Annotated in this window: 19 protein-coding genes; 6 read left to right on the top strand and 13 right to left on the bottom strand. The window is 51.7% G+C overall.

The annotated features are described in order from the left end of the window. Positions 1-272: 272 nt before the first annotated feature. Positions 273-1,655, bottom strand: a complete 1,383-nt coding sequence (locus tag ABFZ83_RS03095) for an N-acetylmuramoyl-L-alanine amidase (RefSeq protein ID WP_411817968.1) — start codon at positions 1,653-1,655, stop codon at positions 273-275. A gap of 649 nt (positions 1,656-2,304) precedes the next feature. Between ABFZ83_RS03095 and ABFZ83_RS03090 the strand changes: the two genes are divergently transcribed. The 4 genes from ABFZ83_RS03090 (at position 2,305) to ABFZ83_RS03075 (ending at position 8,004) form a co-directional block, all read left to right on the top strand. Further along, on the top strand, positions 2,305-5,118 hold the full coding sequence (locus ABFZ83_RS03090; protein WP_411817967.1) for an Rne/Rng family ribonuclease: 2,814 nt from the start codon (positions 2,305-2,307) through the stop codon (positions 5,116-5,118). Positions 5,119-5,226: 108 nt separating this feature from the next. Next, positions 5,227-6,705 carry a M48 family metalloprotease gene (locus tag ABFZ83_RS03085; protein ID WP_411817966.1) on the top strand — a complete coding sequence of 493 codons (1,479 nt, stop codon included), beginning with the start codon at positions 5,227-5,229 and terminating at the stop codon, positions 6,703-6,705. Between the two features lie 53 nt (positions 6,706-6,758). Continuing rightward, a complete protein-coding gene (locus ABFZ83_RS03080; protein ID WP_411817965.1) occupies positions 6,759-7,586 on the top strand; it encodes a DsbA family protein in 828 nt (275 codons plus the stop codon). A gap of 28 nt (positions 7,587-7,614) precedes the next feature. Beyond that, the gene (locus tag ABFZ83_RS03075; protein WP_411817964.1) at positions 7,615-8,004 is read left to right on the top strand and encodes a hypothetical protein; all 390 of its coding nucleotides are present in this window, start codon (positions 7,615-7,617) and stop codon (positions 8,002-8,004) included. On the opposite strand, the gene ccmD is transcribed toward ABFZ83_RS03075, so the two are convergent. Genes ccmD through ccmA form a run of 4 tightly spaced genes read right to left on the bottom strand, consistent with a single transcriptional unit; the run spans position 8,001 to position 10,196 of the window. After that, a complete protein-coding gene (gene ccmD / locus ABFZ83_RS03070) occupies positions 8,001-8,135 on the bottom strand; it encodes a heme exporter protein CcmD (protein ID WP_411817963.1) in 135 nt (44 codons plus the stop codon). The two genes, ABFZ83_RS03075 and ccmD, sit on opposite strands and share 4 nt — an antisense overlap. Continuing rightward, positions 8,136-8,885, bottom strand: a complete 750-nt coding sequence (locus tag ABFZ83_RS03065) for a heme ABC transporter permease (RefSeq protein ID WP_411817962.1) — start codon at positions 8,883-8,885, stop codon at positions 8,136-8,138. Between the two features lie 10 nt (positions 8,886-8,895). Beyond that, positions 8,896-9,564: a heme exporter protein CcmB gene (locus ABFZ83_RS03060; RefSeq protein ID WP_411817961.1), complete on the bottom strand. Its 669-nt coding sequence runs from the start codon at positions 9,562-9,564 to the stop codon at positions 8,896-8,898. Continuing rightward, positions 9,561-10,196: a heme ABC exporter ATP-binding protein CcmA gene (gene ccmA, locus ABFZ83_RS03055; protein ID WP_411817960.1), complete on the bottom strand. Its 636-nt coding sequence runs from the start codon at positions 10,194-10,196 to the stop codon at positions 9,561-9,563. The genes ABFZ83_RS03060 and ccmA overlap by 4 nt, the downstream gene beginning before the upstream one ends. A gap of 139 nt (positions 10,197-10,335) precedes the next feature. Between ccmA and ccmE the strand changes: the two genes are divergently transcribed. Further along, the gene (ccmE, locus tag ABFZ83_RS03050) at positions 10,336-10,770 is read left to right on the top strand and encodes a cytochrome c maturation protein CcmE (protein ID WP_411817959.1); all 435 of its coding nucleotides are present in this window, start codon (positions 10,336-10,338) and stop codon (positions 10,768-10,770) included. Here ccmE and upp read toward each other — a convergent pair. Then, entirely contained in the window at positions 10,767-11,402 is a 636-nt protein-coding gene (upp, locus tag ABFZ83_RS03045; RefSeq protein WP_411817958.1) for a uracil phosphoribosyltransferase, read from the bottom strand. The two genes, ccmE and upp, sit on opposite strands and share 4 nt — an antisense overlap. A gap of 84 nt (positions 11,403-11,486) precedes the next feature. On the opposite strand from upp, the gene ABFZ83_RS03040 reads away from it, so the two are divergent. After that, a complete protein-coding gene (locus ABFZ83_RS03040; protein ID WP_411817957.1) occupies positions 11,487-11,933 on the top strand; it encodes a nucleoside deaminase in 447 nt (148 codons plus the stop codon). Here ABFZ83_RS03040 and leuB read toward each other — a convergent pair whose 3' ends face one another. From leuB to ilvC, 7 genes are all read right to left on the bottom strand, one after another. Then, positions 11,934-12,974, bottom strand: a complete 1,041-nt coding sequence (gene leuB / locus ABFZ83_RS03035; RefSeq protein ID WP_411817956.1) for a 3-isopropylmalate dehydrogenase — start codon at positions 12,972-12,974, stop codon at positions 11,934-11,936. It lies immediately after the preceding gene. Further along, the gene (leuD, locus tag ABFZ83_RS03030; protein WP_411817955.1) at positions 12,971-13,552 is read right to left on the bottom strand and encodes a 3-isopropylmalate dehydratase small subunit; all 582 of its coding nucleotides are present in this window, start codon (positions 13,550-13,552) and stop codon (positions 12,971-12,973) included. Before leuD ends, leuB begins: the two co-directional genes overlap by 4 nt. Next, entirely contained in the window at positions 13,552-14,982 is a 1,431-nt protein-coding gene (gene leuC / locus ABFZ83_RS03025) for a 3-isopropylmalate dehydratase large subunit (RefSeq protein ID WP_411817954.1), read from the bottom strand. The genes leuD and leuC overlap by 1 nt, the downstream gene beginning before the upstream one ends. Continuing rightward, complete coding sequence (locus ABFZ83_RS03020) at positions 14,979-16,562, bottom strand: 2-isopropylmalate synthase (protein ID WP_411817953.1); 1,584 nt, start codon at positions 16,560-16,562, stop codon at positions 14,979-14,981. The genes leuC and ABFZ83_RS03020 overlap by 4 nt, the downstream gene beginning before the upstream one ends. Positions 16,563-16,678: 116 nt before the next feature. Beyond that, on the bottom strand, positions 16,679-17,230 hold the full coding sequence (gene ilvN, locus ABFZ83_RS03015) for an acetolactate synthase small subunit (protein WP_411817952.1): 552 nt from the start codon (positions 17,228-17,230) through the stop codon (positions 16,679-16,681). After that, positions 17,230-19,026, bottom strand: a complete 1,797-nt coding sequence (locus tag ABFZ83_RS03010) for an acetolactate synthase 3 large subunit (RefSeq protein ID WP_411817951.1) — start codon at positions 19,024-19,026, stop codon at positions 17,230-17,232. The genes ilvN and ABFZ83_RS03010 overlap by 1 nt, the downstream gene beginning before the upstream one ends. Positions 19,027-19,038: 12 nt before the next feature. Continuing rightward, on the bottom strand, positions 19,039-20,043 hold the full coding sequence (ilvC, locus tag ABFZ83_RS03005) for a ketol-acid reductoisomerase (protein WP_411817950.1): 1,005 nt from the start codon (positions 20,041-20,043) through the stop codon (positions 19,039-19,041). Positions 20,044-20,060 lie beyond the last annotated feature (17 nt).

Raw genomic sequence — 20,060 nt, 5'->3', positions numbered from 1 at the left:
CCGTGTCGTCCCAATTCGAATCGTCACGATCATGCGCAGAAGGCTCGTTCGGCCCGTTACCGTTTCGGTCGTCTTTATGATCACTCATCCGCTAATACGCCTCGGACAGGTCAAGCATTGCGCTCCCCCAATTCCGTAACGCGTCCCCTTTTACCTTCTGACGACAATATGAACGCGCCGAAGACGCGAAACCAAATATCGTTCTATCGCATAATTTCGGCAACAGCGAGGCGCAATATCCTTGCAAATCCCTCATTTTCGACAGGATTTGGCTAATTCGCAGCGCTGTTTGAAAGTCCAGCATGCCTTTGAACATATTCTTCACTGAAATATTCATCGATCGCGTCCGCGACCGCGGTCATTGTCCGCTTGCGCCAGTTTTTGGACCGCAGGTTAATTTCGTCGTGTTGGTTCGAGATAAACGCCATCTCAAGCAATACTGCAGGAACATCGGTCGCTAGCAGAACGCGCAGATCACCTTTACGGTGTGAACGGTTTAGCATTGGGGTTTTGCCAGCAAGATTATCGATCAAAATCTCTGCGAATTTCGACGACTGGGTCAGCGTTGTGTCCTGCGCCTTATCGAGCAGAATACTGCCCACCACCGGATCAAATTTGCGAAGCTCAAGGCCATAACTCGCGTAATTTCCTTCGGATTTAGCCAAGGTCGCAGAGCGCGCCGATCCTTCATTCGACAGGGTATAAACGGATGCACCGCGCAGATCGGGTTGCGCCACAGCATCAGCATGAAGTGAGATAAAGAGCTTCGCGCCTGCCTCACGGGCCAATGCTTCCCGCCGGGCGAGTTCGTCCTTCTGGCTCCGCTTGATCCGGGGATCATCATCGGACTCGCGCGTAAGAACGACTTCATATTGCCCGCGCTGTTTCAGGATTTTTGACAATTCCAACGCCGCCGCCATGGTCACCGTCTTTTCAAGCGTGCCGCCCGGCCCCGTCGCGCCGGGATAGCGTCCACCGTGTCCGGGATCGATCACAATCGTCAATTTTCGATCTGGCTTCGTCGCGGCAGGCTGTTCGACAGGTTCGCGCACCGTTTTCAACGAAGGTGCCGGCGGTACGTTGTCGTTTTCCGCCAAATTTATCGTAGGCGCTGGATCACCTTGGTCGTTTTCGGCAATGACCTGCTCAATGACAGCGCCGATATCGCCATAGACTTCAGGCAGGCTTGCTAGAAACGCAGATTTACTCGCGGTCTCCAAGTCCACAACCAACCGGTAATGTGAAACATTACCTTTAGGCTCGAGGACAAATACCTCTTTGATTTTAGCCGTTTTTTTGAATTCCAAGATAGCTTGGGTACCGTTTTCACCCTTCCGGGCAAAACCATAACGGGCAATGTGACCTTTTCCCGGCTTATAAGCGGCTTCCGATACGGATAATTCCAGCGAAGCGAAATCAATATAAAGTCGTCCCAGACCGTCATCGTCGCCCGTCACCTGATATTCAGGCGCACCGTTTATATCGAAAACCACCCGAGTCGCGTCTTTATTGGGGCCGAATCGTACATTTTTCAGCTCTGCGGCATGGGCGCTCACGCCGCCAGCAAAGAAAATCGCAAAAAGGCAAAGAACGCCGCCAGCGAACATGCTGCGCGAGCGCTGAAATAATTTAACGATTTCAATGACTAAAGCCATTACACCCATCCACACGCGCGCGCAGCTCGCTGATTGCCAGCCAATATTAACGCCGCACCTCACTAAAATCGCCCTAATCCGTAGCGGGGTTTGTAATTAGCGCAATATGATTTCGCTAGCGTTAACGGAGCATTAATATTTCGACGCCGCATATAGGGAACACTGAGTCGGTGTTAAGCATGGGTTTTCTTTTTCCCCGCACTCAGGCATTGTCAAAAAGGACTTGCGAACTGCAATCACATCAGCCAGATCAGAAAATGGCGATGAAAGTGATTTCGGAAAGCAAATTTCAGGAATTAATGCCTATATATAGGCACATTGAGAGGAATTTTTCGGAAAAGCAGGAATAATCCCCACTTTTCAGAAACTTAACGCCGGCAGCTCCGTCCGCCGGCCCGCGAAATCGGTTGATCCGAAGCGCGAGGAGCATTTGGTGCGCACAGCACCAGCAAAATTTAAAGGCGCAGCCTGCGCCACCAAGAACCGCCGGAACCTCCGGCAAGGAAACATCATTCGCTGATGACAACGAACGCCCATATCTTTTCCGACACCGCCCTGCGGGTGAGCGGGGATTTGCGCGCGTCTATGCTCCAGCGAACTAACAAAACCAATGTGCCGGCCTCGCCGCCACATTGCGGAGCTACAAAAAATGACAAAAAAGATGCTGATCGACGCGGCCCACCCGGAAGAGGTGCGCGTTGCGGTGCTCGACAACGGCAAAGTCGAAGACTTCGACTTCGAATCCGAATCTCGCAAGCCACTTAGAGGCAATATCTATCTCGCACGGGTCACCCGTGTTGAACCATCTCTCCAAGCCGCTTTCGTTGAATATGGCGGAAATCGCCATGGCTTTTTGGCGTTCAGCGAGATCCATCCGGATTATTATCAAATCCCTGTTTCTGATCGGCTGGCCCTCCAAGAGGCTGAAGCCGAAGTGGTTGAACTCGCAGCGCAGTTGGAACTGACCCAACGCGGCGATGACGACGACGATCAAGACGACGAAAAGCCAAAGAAAAAGGCTCGGTCTGCTTCCGATGATGAAGAAGCGGATGATGATGACCTCTCTTCAGATGACGGCGACGAATCGGATAGCGACGATGATCCTACGGATGAAATCGCTGAGCCTGATCGCGACGAAGAAGAGGAAGAAGAACAGGACGGCGAAGAAGACCAAGACGGCAAGGTCAAAGCTGCCAAAGAAGAAACATCTGAAGATACGCTTGAACTGACAAAAGAAGATCAAGTCCCTTCAGACGAATCCGCTTCTGACGAAAACACGGAAGGATCCACCGAAGTCACAGCGCAGGAAACTGAAAATGTTTCTGAGGAGCATTCCGACGACGGAGAAGCATCAGAAGTTTCTGCGAATGAAACTGTCGAAGCTGCGGATGACGAAGAAGTCAGCAACGACGACGCTGACGAAGCAGAAGAAAGCGACGAAGCCGAACAGGATGACGCCAGCGGCCAAAACGGAGAAAGCCGCCAGGCCCTGTTTGAGCGTTATAAAGAAGCAAAACGCAAACGCGCGAACCTCCTGCGCAATTATAAGATCCAGGAAGTTATTAAGCGCCGTCAGATCCTGTTAATTCAGGTTGTTAAAGAAGAGCGCGGCAATAAAGGTGCGGCGCTTACAACCTATATGTCTTTGGCCGGTCGTTATTGTGTATTGATGCCTAACACGGCACGTGGCGGCGGCATTTCGCGCAAAATTCCTCATTCTACGGATCGCCGCCGTTTACGCCGTGTCGTTGATAGTCTTGATGTGCCACAGGGCATGGGGCTGATTATCCGCACAGCGGGCGCGAAACGTACAAAGATCGAAATCAAACGCGACTATGATTATCTATTACGGCTTTGGGAAAACATTCGTACCCTGACGCTAAAATCGATCGCGCCCTGCCTCATCTACGAAGAAGCGAGCCTGATCAAACGCGCGATTCGCGATCTATATGACAAAGATATCTCGGAAGTTCTGGTCGAAGGCGAAGCCGGTTATCGTGAAGCCAAAGACTTCATGAAAATGCTGATGCCGAGCCACGCAAAGTTCGTGCAACCATTCAAAGATAAAGCGCCGTTATTCCTCAAACACGGTGTCGAAGCACAACTTGATGGTATGTATCAGCCGACAGTACGCCTCAAGTCTGGCGGCTATATTGTCATCAATCAGACCGAAGCGCTCATCGCAATCGACGTCAACTCCGGACGCGCCACCCGCGAACGGAATATTGAACAAACGGCGTTAAAGACGAATATCGAAGCCGCCTATGAGGCCGCGCGTCAATTCCGCCTGCGTGACCTTGCTGGCCTTGTCGTGCTTGATTTCATCGACATGGAAGAGCCGAAGAATAATCGCAAGGTTGAAAAGGCACTAAAAGATGCGGTCAAACATGACCGCGCGCGTATCCAATTGGGTCGCATCTCGAATTTTGGATTGCTCGAAATGTCGCGGCAACGTCGCCGTTCTGGCATTATTGATGGCACGACACAGTCCTGCCCGACTTGTGCCGGTGCGGGTGTTATTCGTTCCGCTGAAATGGCTGCGTTACGTATTCTGCGCGCCCTCGAAGCAGAAGCAATTTCGGGCAAAGCGGGAATTCTGTCAGCCCATGCATCGCTTGATGTCACTGTTTATGTTCTCAACAATCATCGTGACTGGTTGAAACGTATCGAAGATCATTACGGCGTTACGGTTCAAATGATTCCGAATACGGATCGTGCGGGCGATGATTACGACATCGAGAAAAGCGGCACACCGCGCGAGCGGTCGGAAGTTGCACAAGTTATTCAGGCCGATCAAACCGACATGATCGAAGCGGTGGAAGATCCCACGCATGAAGCAAGCGAGAGTGAAGAAAAGGACGGCGAGCGGAAAAAACGTCGCCGTCGTCGTCGTCGCAAGGACAAAGACACCAGCGCACAGGCCAGCGATAGCCAGTCATCAGATGCTGATGCGACGAGCGAAACCACCGACGCATCGGATGATAGTGACGAACAACAATCGAAAGACGGTGAAGAAGAACAAGGCCGCCGGCGCCGTCGACGCGGACGGCGTGGCGGACGCCGTAACCGTCGTGGCCGCAACAACGAAAATACCAGCGAGTCCAATGACGAGACCGGTGTAGCCGCGTCGTCGGACGATTCTGCAGAATCCGCTCAGGCTGAAAGTGCCCAAGCCGATGACAGCGCCGATAAAAAGTCAGACGATCAACCTGCTGAGGAACCAAAAACCACCGCCAAAGAGGCAGAGGTTGAGGTCGCGGCAGAACCGGAAGTCAAAACCAATGGCGCGCACCCACCGCAGAATGGTGCGAATGGTCACGATGGCAATCAGGACACCGTAGAGCAGAAAGAAGCCGATCCACAGACGCAAGACAGTCCAGAGGAAAGCGCTTCTAATTCAACTGAAAATGAGAAACCGAAACCCAAGAAACGGGGTTGGTGGCGACGCGGAAGCGACGCCTAGGGGATCGATGGCAGAAGCGCATGCTCACCAATCCGGCATTGCGCTTCTACCATCTCGAAATTGCCGCAAAGCGCGTTTAAACTAGGGGGGCGTGCAGAAGGAACAGGCATGTCTTCGTTTGGTGTTCGAAAAAAATCGCGAGTAAAAACAGCGCTAGCCAGTATTGCAGCAGCAATGACGGCGTTAAGTGGCCCGGTTGCAAATGCGCAGGGAATTTCTCTTCTGCGCGACGCGGAAATCGAGAAGATGCTCGATGATTATTCACGGCCGATTTTTCAGGCAGCCGGCCTCAATCCTAGTTCAATCGAAATTCTTCTCGTCAATGACCCAAACATGAATGCCTTTGCTGGCGGTCGGTATATGGGCGTAAACACCGGGATGATTACGTTCGCTGAAACGCCGAACGAATTAAAAGGCGTAATTGCCCACGAAGCAGGACACCTCGCCGGGGGGCATTCAACGCGATCCGCCGAAGCAATGGCGAATGCGGGTCGCCCGATGCTATTGGGTCTATTGCTTGCGGCTGGCGCGATTGCAGCTGGCGCACCTGAGGCCGGTATCGGCCTTATGGGCTTGGGTCAGAATGTCGGCGTTGCCAATTACCTGAAATATAGCCGCAGCCAGGAAGCGACGGCTGACCAATCATCAATTACCTATCTTGACCGCCTCGGCCAGTCGAGCAAAGGCGCAATGGAATTATGGAGCCGGGTCCGCAATTACCAAATCATCACCGGCGCGCGGATCAATCCCTATCTCCTCACCCACCCCCTCGCGAATGAACGCCTGACAGCCCTAACCGAGCGCGCAGAAAAATCACCCTATTTCGACGTTAAAGACCCACCAGAGGAAATCGCGCGCTATCGCCTTATTCAGGCGAAGATCATGGGCTTTCTTCATGATCCAAACGAAACATTAGTGAAATATCCGCTTTCGGATCAATCGGAACCTGCGCATTACGCCCGTGCGGTCGCCTATTACCGCTATTCCGACATTGAAAAAGCACTTAAAGAAGTCCGTACGCTAACCGAAAAGCGGCCCGACTACCCTTACTTCCACGAGCTTGAGGGACAAATCTTATTTGAGTATGGGCGCACGAACGAAGCCATTGCCCCGCACCAAATGGCCGTCGACCTCCTCCCCGATAACGCACTATTGCGCATCAATCTTGGGCGCGCATTATTAGCGAGCGGCGAACCGGACAAGATCAAACAAGCAGAACAAGAATTAAAACGTGCGACCATCCTTGAACGCGATAATGGTTTTGCGTGGTACGAACTCGCTCGCGCCTATAGCGAACAGGGCAACGAGGCGATGGCAAATCTTGCAACCGCCGAGTCGCGTTTCCAGGCAGGCGCGAAACAGGACGCAAATCAGTTTGCACTGCGCGCGATGAGCGGATTGAAACGCGGTTCACCGGATTGGCGACACGCGGCCGATATTGTTTTCGCGACCCAGCCCGCAGAAAGCACAACCCCGCTCCCGGCGGCAGACGATATCAGCGAAACGACGAGCGCTCCCGCGCCACTACCGGCACCGAAACCTAAAAACGAAAAGCCGGATGTGCCGGACCCCATTATCATTGAATAAGAAAACGACATTATTGTCAGATACTCACCTGTTCAGGATTTATAGGAGATAACATGCTAACGCCTACACGGATCGCAATTGGTACTGCCTTAGCTGGGGCGTTTGCACTTGGCGCGATAGTCGTTGGGTTTTCATCTGCTCAGTCAGACGAAAACGCATCGCATGCGCCGAAAGAAAAAGTCACAACCTCATTCACTGAGCAGCAGGAAGAAGAGCTGAACGCACTTATCCGCGCCTATATCCTCGAGAATCCAGACGTCATCATTGACGCGGTTAATCGCTTCGCCATGGAGCAGCGCTTAGCCGAAGAACAAAGCGCCCGTCAGGCCGCAATTGAAAATCTGCCCGCACTTCTTGACCCAGCAACAAGCTTTGTTGCCGGGAAAAACCCGGAAAAAGCCAAAGTCGCGATTATCGAAATGTATGATTATCATTGTACATATTGTAAGCGCGCGGCTGCGCCGGTGAAAAAACTGCTCGAGTCTGATGAGGATGTAAAAATCGTTTTCCGGGAGCTACCAATCCTGAAAGAAGAGTCAGATTACGCCGCGGAGATGGCGCTTGCCTCGCGAGCGCAAGGCAAGTTCCTTGACCTTCATTTCGCCTTGCTCGATACAAATGGCACGCTCAGCAAAGAACGTGTTGAATCGATTGCGCGTGCGCAAAAGCTCGATGTCGAAGAAATGAAATCCGCGATCGAATCTGAGCATATACCGGACATGGTGTCCTATAATCACGCCCTCGCCTCGGCTCTTGGTATTGATGGTACACCCGCCTTTATCATCGCTGCAGTCGATGGTAGCTATGCGGATGTTCTTGTTGGTTTCAACGAAGACGCCCTGAAAGCGAAAATTAAAGAAGCCAAAAAAGCCGCTGGCTAAACTGACTTTCCCACCTAAGGGCCTGCCAATGCAACTTATAAAGCTGGTTGCGAGCATCATTGCGCTTGCCGTTTTCGTGAACACACCAGCAATCGCGAACGATACTGAGTGGCCAGCTTACGAAGTGCCGCGCAGTATCGTACGCACCATTGCCTCGCAGAATTTAGGGCGAAGCTACGATCTCTATATAAAAATGCCTGCGCGCGTTTATTTTGCAGTTGGGGAACTGGAAACAAATCCCGGACGTGACCGGAACATGGTGGCAGATCAAATGCGTTTTGTCTCAGATTTGAAAAGCCGAAATTATGACGGCCTTGAAGTGCGCTCCGAGATCATTCCCGGCGCAACCCACAAATCCACATTCCCGATCGGTCTGACCAAGGCACTTTTCTGGATGCTCGAAGGGCCGAAACCTTAGTGGATATCTTGGCGCTTCGCGGCTTCTTTTGCTTTCCGGTAATTGCGTAATCGAAGCACAATCAATCCGGCGATCAACACAAATGAAACGCCATAGGCCGCAATGATATAAGGGGTGTGAGCACCAAACATTTATTCGTCCCCTACCGAAATATTCACCGGTCGGCTCGGCGCTCTAATGGAGCGTTTTTCGATCTGTTGTCGAAGCAGGCTCGTTCGCATTTCAAGAAACACCAGCCACGTAAACAGAGCCGTGTAAGCGATGATCATCGCAAATAACGGTAAGAGCATAGTTGGGTGAATTGTCGGCCCGTCAGCGCGTAAAATGCTCGCGGGCTGATGAAGCGAATTCCACCACTCAACCGAAAATTTTATGATCGGGATATTGATAAACCCCACAAGCGCCAAAATACGGGCGAACCGCGCAGCCCGGACCTGTTCGGGTACGGATTGCCAAATCGCCATATAGCCAAAATAGGTAAAAAGCAAAATCAGCATCGACGTCAGGCGCGCGTCCCAAACCCACCATGCGCCCCAAGTCGGCTTGCCCCAGACAGCACCGGTAAATAACGCTAAAGCCGTGAAAACAGCGCCTGGCAAAGCAGCGGAGCGCGCAGCAATATCCGCAAGTGTGTGCCGCCAGACAAAGGCAACCAAACTCATTACCGCAATAAATGAATATGCACCCATGGCCATCCACGCAGCCGGCACATGCACATACATCATTCTTACAGCTTCGCCCTGAAGGTAATCCTGCGGTGAGTAAAACAGCCCGCCGCCTAGTCCGATCAATGCGGTAACGATGAACAGCCCGAGCGAAATTGGCCCCGCAATGCGGGCCATTTCTTCAAATTTCGCAGGATTGGAAAATCGGCTCCACATAATCCACTTTCTATTCAAGACTGACGCGCAAGGCGGCGATGGTAAATCCCGGCGTCAAAACTGCCATAAACAAGCTTATAGCGCATAAAATCAAGCTTTCTGGCGTGACCAGACCGCTGCTCGCCAATACGCTTTTAGACGCGCGGACTGCAAAAACGAGGACAGGAACCGAGAACGGGACGGCTATTATCATCGCGAGCAATCCACCTGCCCGCAGACCACTTGCGAGCGCCGCCGTCATTACGGCGATAAATACCAATGCGGGCGCGCCCATGAAAAGAATGATCGCCAGAATGACGCCTTGCCCAAAACTGAGGCCGAGCATGGTCAAAAAGAACGGCGCGGTAGCAATCATCGGAACGACTGCGGTTATCATCAGAACGCAAACCTTCGCCCCCCAATAGCTGAGTAGGCTTGGTTGTTCAGCGGCGATTACCCGCAAAGATCCATCGCGTATATCGTTTTCATACAGATCTGCCGCGGAAAATTGCACCGATAATGCAATCGCCAACCAGAGCGTTGCTGGGGCCGCGATTGCGAGCGCAGAGAGCGACGGGCCAAACGCAATCGCTGACAAAGCAGTAAAGACCGCAAAGAAAAACAATGCGTAAAACCATCCGCCGCCTGAACGGAAGGCCAGAACAAAGTCACGGCGCAATATGGCGAGGAGCGCTGTCATCGGCCTAGCTCCAGCCGATCGAATTTCGAACCGAGCTCGTCATGTGTCGCTACAATCGCAATTCCGCCTTGTTCGAGATGTTTTTCAATCATCCGACCAATGACCGCCACGCCGGTCGCGTCAATGGCCGCCGCTGGTTCGTCCAGAAGCCAGATCGGTCGGTCGGCAATTGCCGCGCGCGCCAGATCAATTCGGCGGCGCTGCCCCGCTGATAATCTGCCGGTCCGTATGTCGCTAAAATGGCTTGCACCAACAAGGTCAAGCGCCTGACTTATTCGTTCGTCGCGACGCGGTTTTTCTATCCCGTATAACTGCGTCCAGAACTGAAGATTCTCTTTGGCTGTGAGCGCGAGTTTTACACTTGTTTCGTGACCGATAAACAAAGTCATTCCATCAAATGGTTTAGCACGCTTGTCCCCATCCGAATGCCATGCAAGTTCGCCCTCCGTTGGGGGTATGAGGCCTGCAAACATCGAAAGCATGCTCGACTTCCCGGACCCATTGGGGCCGAAAAGCTGAATTGCTCGCCCCGGTTTGAGCGTGAATGACACGCCGCGCACGACCGGTATGCCAGCGCGATCACACCCGACATCAGTCGCTTCCAGTGTTATCGGGTGAGCGTAAGGCTCCATTCCATGCGTTCCGGGCTGTTCTCTCGGTAAGTTAGCCCCCACATTTGGACAAGTTCCCGCCATCAGGCAAGCCGCGCGCGACAATCGGCCCGTCCCGAAGGCGTTTGTCCCGCCCCTCAGAAAGCGATAAAAACCACCTATGAAACCAATTCATCGTAACCGGCGACTAGGAATTATCGGGATCGGCGCAGTTTTGCTGGCCGGGGCAGCATGGCTCGTATTTGCTGCGCTCGAACGGAATATTTCTTATTTCTATACGCCTAGCGAGGCGGAAATCGCTGCGATACCGCCCGATACCCGCATCCGTCTTGGTGGACTGGTCGAAACCGGAAGTGTTTCTCACGGCGAAGGGCTTGAAATCGCCTTCACAGTCACCGACGGCACCGCAACGAAATCTGTCATCTATTCAGGGATTTTGCCCGACCTCTTTAGGGAGGGACAAGGCGTCATCGCCCAAGGCCGTTTCAATGCGGAGGGCGTATTCGTCGCCGAAACTATTCTGGCCAAGCATGACGAGAATTACATTCCCAAAGAGCTTGAGGGCATAAGCCACGAAGCAGATACCGGCGTTTAGCCCTTGGTTCCGTAAATTCGATCACCCGCGTCGCCGAGACCCGGCAAGATATAGCCGCGATCATTTAATTCTCGGTCGAGCGCTGCGGTGATGATCGGCACATCTGGATGTGCCGCGTTAAACGCACGGACGCCTTCTGGTGCCGCGACAAGGCACATAAACTTTAGTGCCGACGCGCCCGCATTTTTTAATTCTGTTGCGGCGGCAATGGCCGTATTTCCGGTTGCCAGCATTGGATCAACCATAATGACCTGTCGACCACCAAGGTCGTCCGGTGTTTTGAAGTAATACCGGTGTGCCTCCAATGTTTCGTGGTCACGATACATCCCGACATGACCGACCCGGGCCGAGGGTATCAAATCAAGCAGACCATCTAGCAATCCGATTCCGGCACGCAAAATGGATACAAAACAAAGTTTTTTGCCTTCTAGATAAGGCGACTTAATCGCTTCAAGCGGGGTTTCGATTTCGATATTGCCAAGCGGCAAATCCTTTGTGGCCTCACAGCCGAGCAATATGGCGACCTCTCGTATCACCTGACGAAAATGAGCTGTCGGGGTATCCTTGTTTCGCAAAATCGTCAGCTTATGCTGGATCAATGGATGATCAACGATTGTCAGGTTCTCGGTCATGAAACCTCTTTATGTTGTTCGTTCGGCTACTTTTATCGATGATCGCCCGCCACTTGTCTATTGGCCAAAAAGGGACATCCTGAAATGCTCAATGATTGGGATCATGAATTTATAGAACTTGCCTTCGCGGAAGCCAAGAAAAGTTACGATGCCGGCGGCCTGCCGATTGGGTCGGTTCTTGCGCGCGGACCGGAATTGATCGCGTCGGGCCATAATCAGCGTGTTCAAAAAGGTGACCCGATCGCGCACGGAGAAATGGATTGTCTGCGAAAAGCCGGACGACAAAAAACCTATCGCGACATGACTCTATATACGTCTCTATCGCCCTGTATGATGTGTTCGGGAACAATCGTGCAGTTCAAAATTCCTCGGGTCATCATAAATGACACCAAAAATTTTGGTGGTAATGAGAAATTTCTAGAAAAGCGCGGTATCGAAGTCATCGACACCGCGCATAAACCATCAATCGATCAAATGTCCAAATTCATCCGCGAAAATCCGGCATTGTGGAACGAGGACATAATGGAATGACTATACAATCTCGCAAATATAGTCCGTAAACGATGTACAGCTATCTTTTCCGCCGATATCCGCGGTTCCGCGACCGGCAGCTAATGCCTTCGCTACGGCGTTCTCGATGTCATCGGCGATTTCGCCTTTGCCGAGGCTATACCGCATCATCATCGCGGCCGACGCCAATGTCCCGACAGGATTGGCCTTGTCCTCGCCTGCGATATCCGGCGCAGAGCCATGGATGGGTTCGTAAAGACCGCGCGTACCATCACCGAGCGACGCAGACGGCGCAAGCCCGATTGACCCCGAGAGCACCGACGCCTCATCGCTAAGAATATCGCCGAACAGATTTTCCGTCAGCACAACATCAAAAGCAGAAGGCGATTGGATCAACTTCATCGACATGGCATCGACAAGCATGTGATCTAATTCGACATCGGAATATTCACTCGCGTGCAGCTCGTTTACCGCATTTCGCCACAAACGACTTGTCGCCAATACATTCGCTTTGTCGACAGACGTAACCCGGCCTTTACGCTTTCTGGCTGCATCAAATGCGATCCGAGCAACACGCTCGACCTCTCCGCGCGTGTACAGGCATTCGTCTGTGGCTTTGTCTTTGCCTTCTTGCCGTTTGCCGAAATACATACCGCCCGTCAGCTCACGAACGATCAGCATATCAACATCTGCCGCAATTTCGGCTTTCAGTGGTGAATGTGCCTCCATGCCCTTAGCGACTTGGATCGGGCGAAGATTTGCATAAACGGCAAGCGCGGACCGCAAAGCCAACAGCCCTTGCTCCGGACGCTTCTCCGACATATCCCATTTCGGACCGCCAACAGCGCCAAGTAGAATTGCATCAGCCTCAAGGCAAGCCGCCTTGGTTTCTTCTGGAAGTGGATCACCGCACGCGTCAATCGCCGCACCACCAAAGACAAATTCCTTAAACTCAATCGATAGGTCGTGTTTTTTGGCAACCTGCGTCAAAACTCTTCGGGCCGCATTTGCGACTTCTGGCCCAACACCGTCACCAGGAAGAAAAGCAATTTTGGCACTCATTGAACACGTTCCTCGTATTTTTCAATTTCTGGAATTTGATTGAGTAAGTGCCCAAGCGGATCAACACCGTCTAACAGACAGCGCCGTGCAAATGCTTCAACCTCAAAATCAATTGACGTCCCATTGCCAAGATCAATCTCACATTTTTCGAGATCAATCGTTAGCTCGACGCCCGGGTTTTTCAAAAGGTAAGAATGCGTCTCTTCATCAACGATTATCGGAAGCAAACCATTTTTGAGTGAATTACTTTTGAAAATATCCGCAATATCTGAACTGATGACCGCGCGAAAACCGAAGTCGGTCAAAGCCCATGGCGCGTGTTCTCGCGAAGAACCACAACCGAAATTTGACCCGGCCACCAAAATTTTATGGGTGTCTACATTCACACCATTGAGCGGCGATGAATTCAGTGGGTTACCATTTTCATCATAGCGCCAATCATAAAAAGCCGCTTGGCCCAGCCCCTCACGGGAGGTGGTCGTCAAATATCGCGCCGGAATAATTTGATCCGTATCAATATTTTTTTGGCTAATTACGACGGTTCGGGAAACAAGTGTTCCAAATGGTTCAAAGGACATTACGCACTCTCCTTTTGATCGGACAGATAGGGTCGCGGATCTGCGATCCGTCCTTCTATAGCTGAAGCCGCCGCCGTTGCCGGGCTCGCCAATACGGTTCTAACGCCCTTGCCTTGCCGGCCAATGAAGTTTCGGTTCGAGGTTGAAACCACCAGATCGCCCGGTTGCCCCTGATCGCCATTCATACCGAGGCACATAGAACATCCCGGTTCGCGCCATTCTGCACCGGCTTCGATAAAGATCTTATGAAGGTTTTCCGCTTCCGCCGCACGCTTTACGGCCTCCGAGCCGGGCACGACCAGCGCGATAACGCCATCACTCACTTTGCGACCACGCATTACCATCGCTGCTTCGCGTAAATCCGAAATCCTTGAATTTGTACAACTACCAATAAAGACCCGATTGACTTCGACCTCCGAGAATGGTCGCCCTGCCCCAAACTTCATATATTCAGCTGCATGTAACTGCGGCTCTGTTTTTGGTTCAGGCGTCGTCCCATCGACCGCTCCAGCAGCATCCGGAGACACACCGTAAGTAATCATGGGACGGATTTTCGAAGCATCGACGACGAATTCGCGATCAAACGGCGCTCCATCATCCGTTGCCAGCGATTTCCAATCTTCGACGGCCGCATCCCAATCTGCACCCTTTGGTGCAAAATCACGGCCCTTTAGAAACTCGAATGTCTTCTCATCCGGTGCAACCATGCCTGACCGCGCACCGCCTTCAATCGACATATTACAAAGCGTCATCCGACCTTCCATCGAAAGGTCACGGACCGCCTCGCCAGCGAATTCAACCGCGTAGCCCTGACCGCCGTCGGCACCAATTTGAGCGATAAAAGCAAGCGCCATATCTTTCGCGCCTACACCCGGGGGCAGACTACCTTCAAAGGTAATCCGCATGGATTTAGGCTTCCGCTGAAGAATACATTGCGTTGCCAGAACGTGACCGACTTCGGTCGTGCCGATACCAAAGGCCAGCGCACCAAAAGCGCCGTGTGTCGATGTATGACTATCGCCACAAACTATCGTTTTGCCCGGCTGTGTTGCACCTAGTTCCGGTCCAATAACATGAACGATGCCGCGGCGCGGATCACCCATGTTAAATAGTTCAATATCGTGATCAGCGGCATTTTTAATCAGCGTTTCAACCTGATTTTTTGCCTGTTCATTAGCGTAGGGATATTCACCATTCTCATTGGCCGGCAAGGTCGGCGTTGAATGATCCATTGTCGCAACAATTCGATCTGGCCGCCGCACTTTCAGACCGCGCTGATTAAGAACCGCAAATGCCTGAGGAGACGTCACCTCATGAACCAGATGCAGGTCAATATATAAAACCGCTGGAGATTCATCCGTTTCCGGAACAACGATATGTCGTTCCCATAATTTATCAAATAGTGATTTAGGTCTAGAAATATCGGTCATGATACTTTCGCCTCATTATGGTCCGAAACCACCCCGCCGCGAATTGCAACTGCCTGATTAATAGCCGCGACAAACGCCGCCACAGCAGCATCAGCAACGTCTACCTCTTCGGATTTTCCTGAAAAGTGATGTCCTTCAACATCGATCACCGCTTCGGCACGTACTATTCCCTCGGCCGCGATATGATGAAGGTCTAATATATGAATACGTCCCGGAACGTCAGTGATCGCGCACACGGCGGCGAAGGCCGCATCTATTGGCCCCTCACCTTCATGCGTGACAGTTCGGCGATCACCATTATCGTGTTCCATGGTAATACGCGCATGGGGCCGGGTATCAACTTCAAAATCAACGTGCAATTCAGTTTTACGCATTCGCCACGGCCCGGCTCTTCCGTCCGTCTGCGCATTACCGGTTACGAGTTTAACAAGGTCCGCATCGGTAACTTCTCGGCAGGTATCGGCCAAGCGTTTAAACGAAGGGAAAATATCCTCGATTTTTTGTTTGGAGACATTAAATCCAAGCGCTTTTACACGCGAAGCAACTGCGTGTTTTCCCGAATGCTTGCCAAGGACAATTGAATTTGACGGCATGCCGACAGATTCAGCATCCATGATTTCATATGTGCGTCGATCAGCCAAAACACCATGTTGGTGGATACCGGCCTCGTGCGCAAATGCATTTTTACCGACGATGGCTTTGTTTCTGGGGATCGGATTATGGGTGACCCGAGCCAGCGCCACACTCGCCTGATAAATTTTTGTCGTGTTGACCTGTGTTCCGAGACCATAGAAATCACGGCGCGTAGCAAGCGCCATGACCGCTTCCTCCATGGAGCAATTTCCTGCCCGCTCGCCAATGCCGTTGATTGCGCATTCAATCTGACGCGCACCACCACGGACCGCACCGAGGCTGTTAGCGACCGCCATACCTAAATCATCATGGCAATGGGTAGAGAAGGTAACATCTTCGGCACCGCGCGCGTTCTCCTTCAGAAAGGCAAACAGATCGCGAATTTCTTCCGATGTTGTATAACCAACCGTATCCGGAATATTGATGGTTTTTGCGCCTGCATCGATGGCCGCCTCAATCGCTTCCACCAGGTAATCACGTTCGGTCCGAATCGCATCTTCGGGCGAAAATTCAACATCATCGCTCAAAGAACACGCAAAACCGACGACATTGGAAATCTTATCGATGATCTCCAGTTTCGACATTTTCAGCTTTGCTTCACGGTGCGTTGGGCTGGTGCCGATAAAGGTATGGATTCGTTTTTTCGTCGCAGGCTCCAATGCCCGCGCCGCAGCCTCAATATCGCCCTCATTCAACCGCGCTAATGAGCAGATTGTCGGTCCTTCGATCTCGGATGCGACTGCACTTACGGACGCAGAATCGCCAGGTGAAGCAGCAGCGAAACCCGCTTCAATAATATCGACATTCAAATCTTGTAATGCGCGCGCAACAATGAGTTTCGCATCTGTCGACATCGAAAAGCCCGGGGCCTGTTCGCCATCGCGCAATGTCGTATCAAAGATCTTCACATGATCTTCGTCTGTGTTCGTTTCCGTTTCGGTGGTCATTCGTCAAATTCCTTAATTTAAAATACAGCATGCCGACTTGTATTGCGCGGAGATTTCACCGCGCGGGGCTAAGGAGTTGAAGAAAATTTGAGTTATGACCACGACTATTCATTACGCTAGTCCTTGTTCGCGCCACGTCGGATTGACAATACGCCTGTACGCGAGACCTCGGATAAACCCAGTGGCTTCATCAGGTCAATAAAGGCGTTTATCTTTTCCCTCGCACCGGTAATTTCGAATACGAAGGAGGTATGCGTCGTATCGAGCGCCCTAGCGCGGAATATGTCGCCCAGACGCATGGCTTCTAAGCGATTTTCGCCCGTATTGACGACTTTAACCAGCGCCAATTCGCGTTCCAGCGCATCCTTTTCGCTCGTGACATCGATGACGCGGCGAACAGGCACCAAACGTCCCAATTGTGATTTGATCTGTTCGATTTTCCCGGGGCTGCCGCAGGTGACCACGGTGATACGAGAAGTATGTTTTTCCATGTCGGTTTCAGCAACGGTGAGGCTTTCGATATTATAGCCGCGTGCGGAAATCATCCCGACAACACGCGAAAGTACGCCCGGCTCGTTATCAACGATCACCGCAAGAATAACCTCTCGGACCCCGCCCTCTTCACGAGTAACGGGATATACCGATTGTGATGTCGCATTACTTGCCATTAGACGAGTACCTTTCCTTCGTCACTGACTTCATCGCCCTTCATATCATCGAAAAGCATTTCATTATGCGCAGCACCTGACGGGATCATCGGGAAGACGTTCTCTTCTTGTGTAACAACACAATCAAACAATACCGGCTTTTTGGACTCGATCATCTGAATGATCTTCTCGTCCAATTCATCAGGCGTCTCAGCGCGCAAACCGACACCGCCATAGGCTTCGGCAAGCTTAACAAAATCCGGCAAGCTATCGGAATAAGAATGCGAATACCGTCCGCCATGAAGCAATTGCTGCCACTGACGAACCATACCGAGATAGGCATTATTCAGAATGAATATTTTAATAGGCAAATCATGCTGAACCGCCGCAGATATTTCCTGCATCGTCATCTGAACGGATGCATCACCGGCAATATCAATCACCAACGCATCCGGATACGCCGCCTGAACGCCCAACGCAGCAGGTAAGCCATAGCCCATTGTTCCTAAGCCGCCAGACGTCATCCACCGGTTAGGCTTGTCAAAATGAAAATGCTGCGCAGCCCACATCTGATGTTGGCCAACCTCGGTCGAGATATAAACATCCTTCCCACGGGTCAGCTCATAAAGACGTTCGACCGCATATTGCGGTTTGATGACTTCTTTATGTGGCGCATACGAAAATGATTTTTTACTGCGCCACTCAGCAATTTGCGTCCACCAATCAGCGATGCGTTCGCGTTCATGCTTCTCTTGTTTCTCTCGCGCGCGCCATTCAGCCAGCATCGCATCCATTATTTCTTTGGCGTCACCGACAATGCCAATATCAACCGGTACATTTTTATTGATCGACGACGGATCAATATCGATATGGATCTTGCGTGAATTTGGTGAAAATGCATCAAGGCGACCTGTAACGCGGTCATCAAAACGCGCACCAATTGCGATCATGAGATCGCAATCATGCATCACATTATTCGCTTCAAAACTGCCATGCATCCCGAGCATTCCAAGCCATTGCTCGTCGGATGCCGGAAAAGCGCCAAGCCCCATCAATGTTGAGGTAACCGGGAATCCGGTTTCATGCGCAAGCGAACGCAAAGTTTCACTCGCCTCAACACCAGCATTAATGACGCCGCCGCCGGTATAGAACACGGGTCGACGAGCATAGCGCATCAAATCAACGGCCTGATCAATCTGGCTCTTGTTGACCTCAGGTACGACAATACAATTCCGGTTATTGGAATTGCTTCGGCTCGTATATTGCGCTTCTTCGAATTGAACATCTTTCGGGATGTCAATCAAAACAGGCCCGGGCCGACCACGCCGCGCAATATGAAACGCTTCATGCACGACATTCGACAAAGAATGCGCGGATTCAGCCAGATAATTATGCTTTGTACACGAACGGGTAATTCCGGTCGTATCACATTCCTGAAAGGCGTCCGTACCGATTAATGGTCGTGCAACCTGACCCGAAATACAAACAACCGGGATAGAATCTAGTAAGGCATCCGCTAATCCGGTAACGGCATTGGTTGCACCAGGACCAGACGTCACCAGTGCAACCCCAACCTTACCAGTCGAACGGGCGTAACCTTCGGCTGCATGCAGCGCGCCCTGCTCATGGCGCATCAATATATGCTGGATAGAATCCCGCTGATATAAAGCGTCATAAATCGGCAGAACTGCGCCGCCCGGATAGCCGAAAATCACTTCGACACCCTGCTCCTCCAGCGCATCAAGAAGAAGTTCAGCACCCGCCTTAACGATGGTTGCCGATTGCTTGTTCAAATGTGTAGCGTCTGGAGAAGTCATGATATCCTCAACTTATTTTGTGTTCGCGCCTGGCTTCAACCAAGACATGCGTTCGCGCAATTCTGCGCCTGTTTTTTCAATTGGGTGATCAAGATCAGCCTGCAGCATTTGTTGATAATGCGGCTTGCCAGCTTGGTTCTCCAAAATCCAGTTACGCGCAAAGGTGCCGTTTTGAATATCCGTCAAAACTTCACGCATACGCTCTTTTGTTTCTGCGTTAATCACGCGCGGACCAGAAACAAAGTCACCATATTTAGCGGTCTCAGAAATAAAGTCATGCATCCGGCTGATACCGCCTTCATAGAATAGATCCACAATAAGCTTTAGCTCGTGGAGACATTCGTAATAAGCGATCTCTGGCTGGTAACCCGCTTCAACCAATGTCTCGAAACCAGCGATAACAAGCTCTGATGCACCACCGCAAAGAACTGCTTGCTCACCAAACAGGTCAGTTTCTGTCTCTTCGCGGAATGTTGTTTCGATCGCACCCGCAGTCGCACCGCCGATCAGGCTGGTATAGGCAAGCGCCTTATCTTTTGCCTGGCCTGTTGCGTCCTGATGAACCGCAAACAAACACGGCACACCGCGACCGCGCTCATACTCACTGCGCACAAGACCACCAGGTCCTTTAGGCGCAACCATGATGACGTCAACATTCTTTGGCGGGTTTACGCGCCCATAAAGAACTGTGAATCCGTGTGCGAATAAAAGCGCATCGCCGTCTTTCAAGTTTGGCAGAATTTCTTCATTGAAGATTTTCTCATGCGTCATGTCAGGTGTGAGAACCGCAATCAGCTTCGCGCCCTCAGTCGCTTTTGCAACACTTGCGACTTCAAGACCGTCCTCAGCGGCACGTTTTGCACCGGGGCCACCTTCGCGAACGCCGACGACCACGTCGCAACCAGAGTTTTTAAGGTTCAGCGCGTGCGCACGGCCCTGGCTACCATAGCCAATGACTGCGACTGGGCCTGATTTTACCAATTCAGGACTGGCATCATCTTCGGTGTAGACTCTCATTTTAAAAATTCCTTCTG

Source organism: Hyphococcus formosus (assembly GCF_046736345.1).
Classification (GTDB): domain Bacteria; phylum Pseudomonadota; class Alphaproteobacteria; order Caulobacterales; family Parvularculaceae; genus Hyphococcus; species Hyphococcus formosus.
Note: the sequence above shows the minus strand (reverse complement) of the source record. Positions and strands in the feature narration are given on the sequence as shown.

What these genes read in the sequence shown, in the direction of transcription:
- ABFZ83_RS03095 (WP_411817968.1), bottom strand. Translation starts at nt 1,655, where the DNA reads ATGGCTTTAGTCATTGAAATCGTTAAATTATTTCAGCGCTCGCGCAGC.
- ABFZ83_RS03090 (WP_411817967.1), top strand. Translation starts at nt 2,305, where the DNA reads ATGACAAAAAAGATGCTGATCGACGCGGCCCACCCGGAAGAGGTGCGC.
- ABFZ83_RS03085 (WP_411817966.1), top strand. Translation starts at nt 5,227, where the DNA reads ATGTCTTCGTTTGGTGTTCGAAAAAAATCGCGAGTAAAAACAGCGCTA.
- ABFZ83_RS03080 (WP_411817965.1), top strand. Translation starts at nt 6,759, where the DNA reads ATGCTAACGCCTACACGGATCGCAATTGGTACTGCCTTAGCTGGGGCG.
- ABFZ83_RS03075 (WP_411817964.1), top strand. Translation starts at nt 7,615, where the DNA reads ATGCAACTTATAAAGCTGGTTGCGAGCATCATTGCGCTTGCCGTTTTC.
- ccmD (WP_411817963.1), bottom strand. Translation starts at nt 8,135, where the DNA reads ATGTTTGGTGCTCACACCCCTTATATCATTGCGGCCTATGGCGTTTCA.
- ABFZ83_RS03065 (WP_411817962.1), bottom strand. Translation starts at nt 8,885, where the DNA reads ATGTGGAGCCGATTTTCCAATCCTGCGAAATTTGAAGAAATGGCCCGC.
- ABFZ83_RS03060 (WP_411817961.1), bottom strand. Translation starts at nt 9,564, where the DNA reads ATGACAGCGCTCCTCGCCATATTGCGCCGTGACTTTGTTCTGGCCTTC.
- ccmA (WP_411817960.1), bottom strand. Translation starts at nt 10,196, where the DNA reads ATGGAGCCTTACGCTCACCCGATAACACTGGAAGCGACTGATGTCGGG.
- ccmE (WP_411817959.1), top strand. Translation starts at nt 10,336, where the DNA reads ATGAAACCAATTCATCGTAACCGGCGACTAGGAATTATCGGGATCGGC.
- upp (WP_411817958.1), bottom strand. Translation starts at nt 11,402, where the DNA reads ATGACCGAGAACCTGACAATCGTTGATCATCCATTGATCCAGCATAAG.
- ABFZ83_RS03040 (WP_411817957.1), top strand. Translation starts at nt 11,487, where the DNA reads ATGCTCAATGATTGGGATCATGAATTTATAGAACTTGCCTTCGCGGAA.
- leuB (WP_411817956.1), bottom strand. Translation starts at nt 12,974, where the DNA reads ATGAGTGCCAAAATTGCTTTTCTTCCTGGTGACGGTGTTGGGCCAGAA.
- leuD (WP_411817955.1), bottom strand. Translation starts at nt 13,552, where the DNA reads ATGTCCTTTGAACCATTTGGAACACTTGTTTCCCGAACCGTCGTAATT.
- leuC (WP_411817954.1), bottom strand. Translation starts at nt 14,982, where the DNA reads ATGACCGATATTTCTAGACCTAAATCACTATTTGATAAATTATGGGAA.
- ABFZ83_RS03020 (WP_411817953.1), bottom strand. Translation starts at nt 16,562, where the DNA reads ATGACCACCGAAACGGAAACGAACACAGACGAAGATCATGTGAAGATC.
- ilvN (WP_411817952.1), bottom strand. Translation starts at nt 17,230, where the DNA reads ATGGCAAGTAATGCGACATCACAATCGGTATATCCCGTTACTCGTGAA.
- ABFZ83_RS03010 (WP_411817951.1), bottom strand. Translation starts at nt 19,026, where the DNA reads ATGACTTCTCCAGACGCTACACATTTGAACAAGCAATCGGCAACCATC.
- ilvC (WP_411817950.1), bottom strand. Translation starts at nt 20,043, where the DNA reads ATGAGAGTCTACACCGAAGATGATGCCAGTCCTGAATTGGTAAAATCA.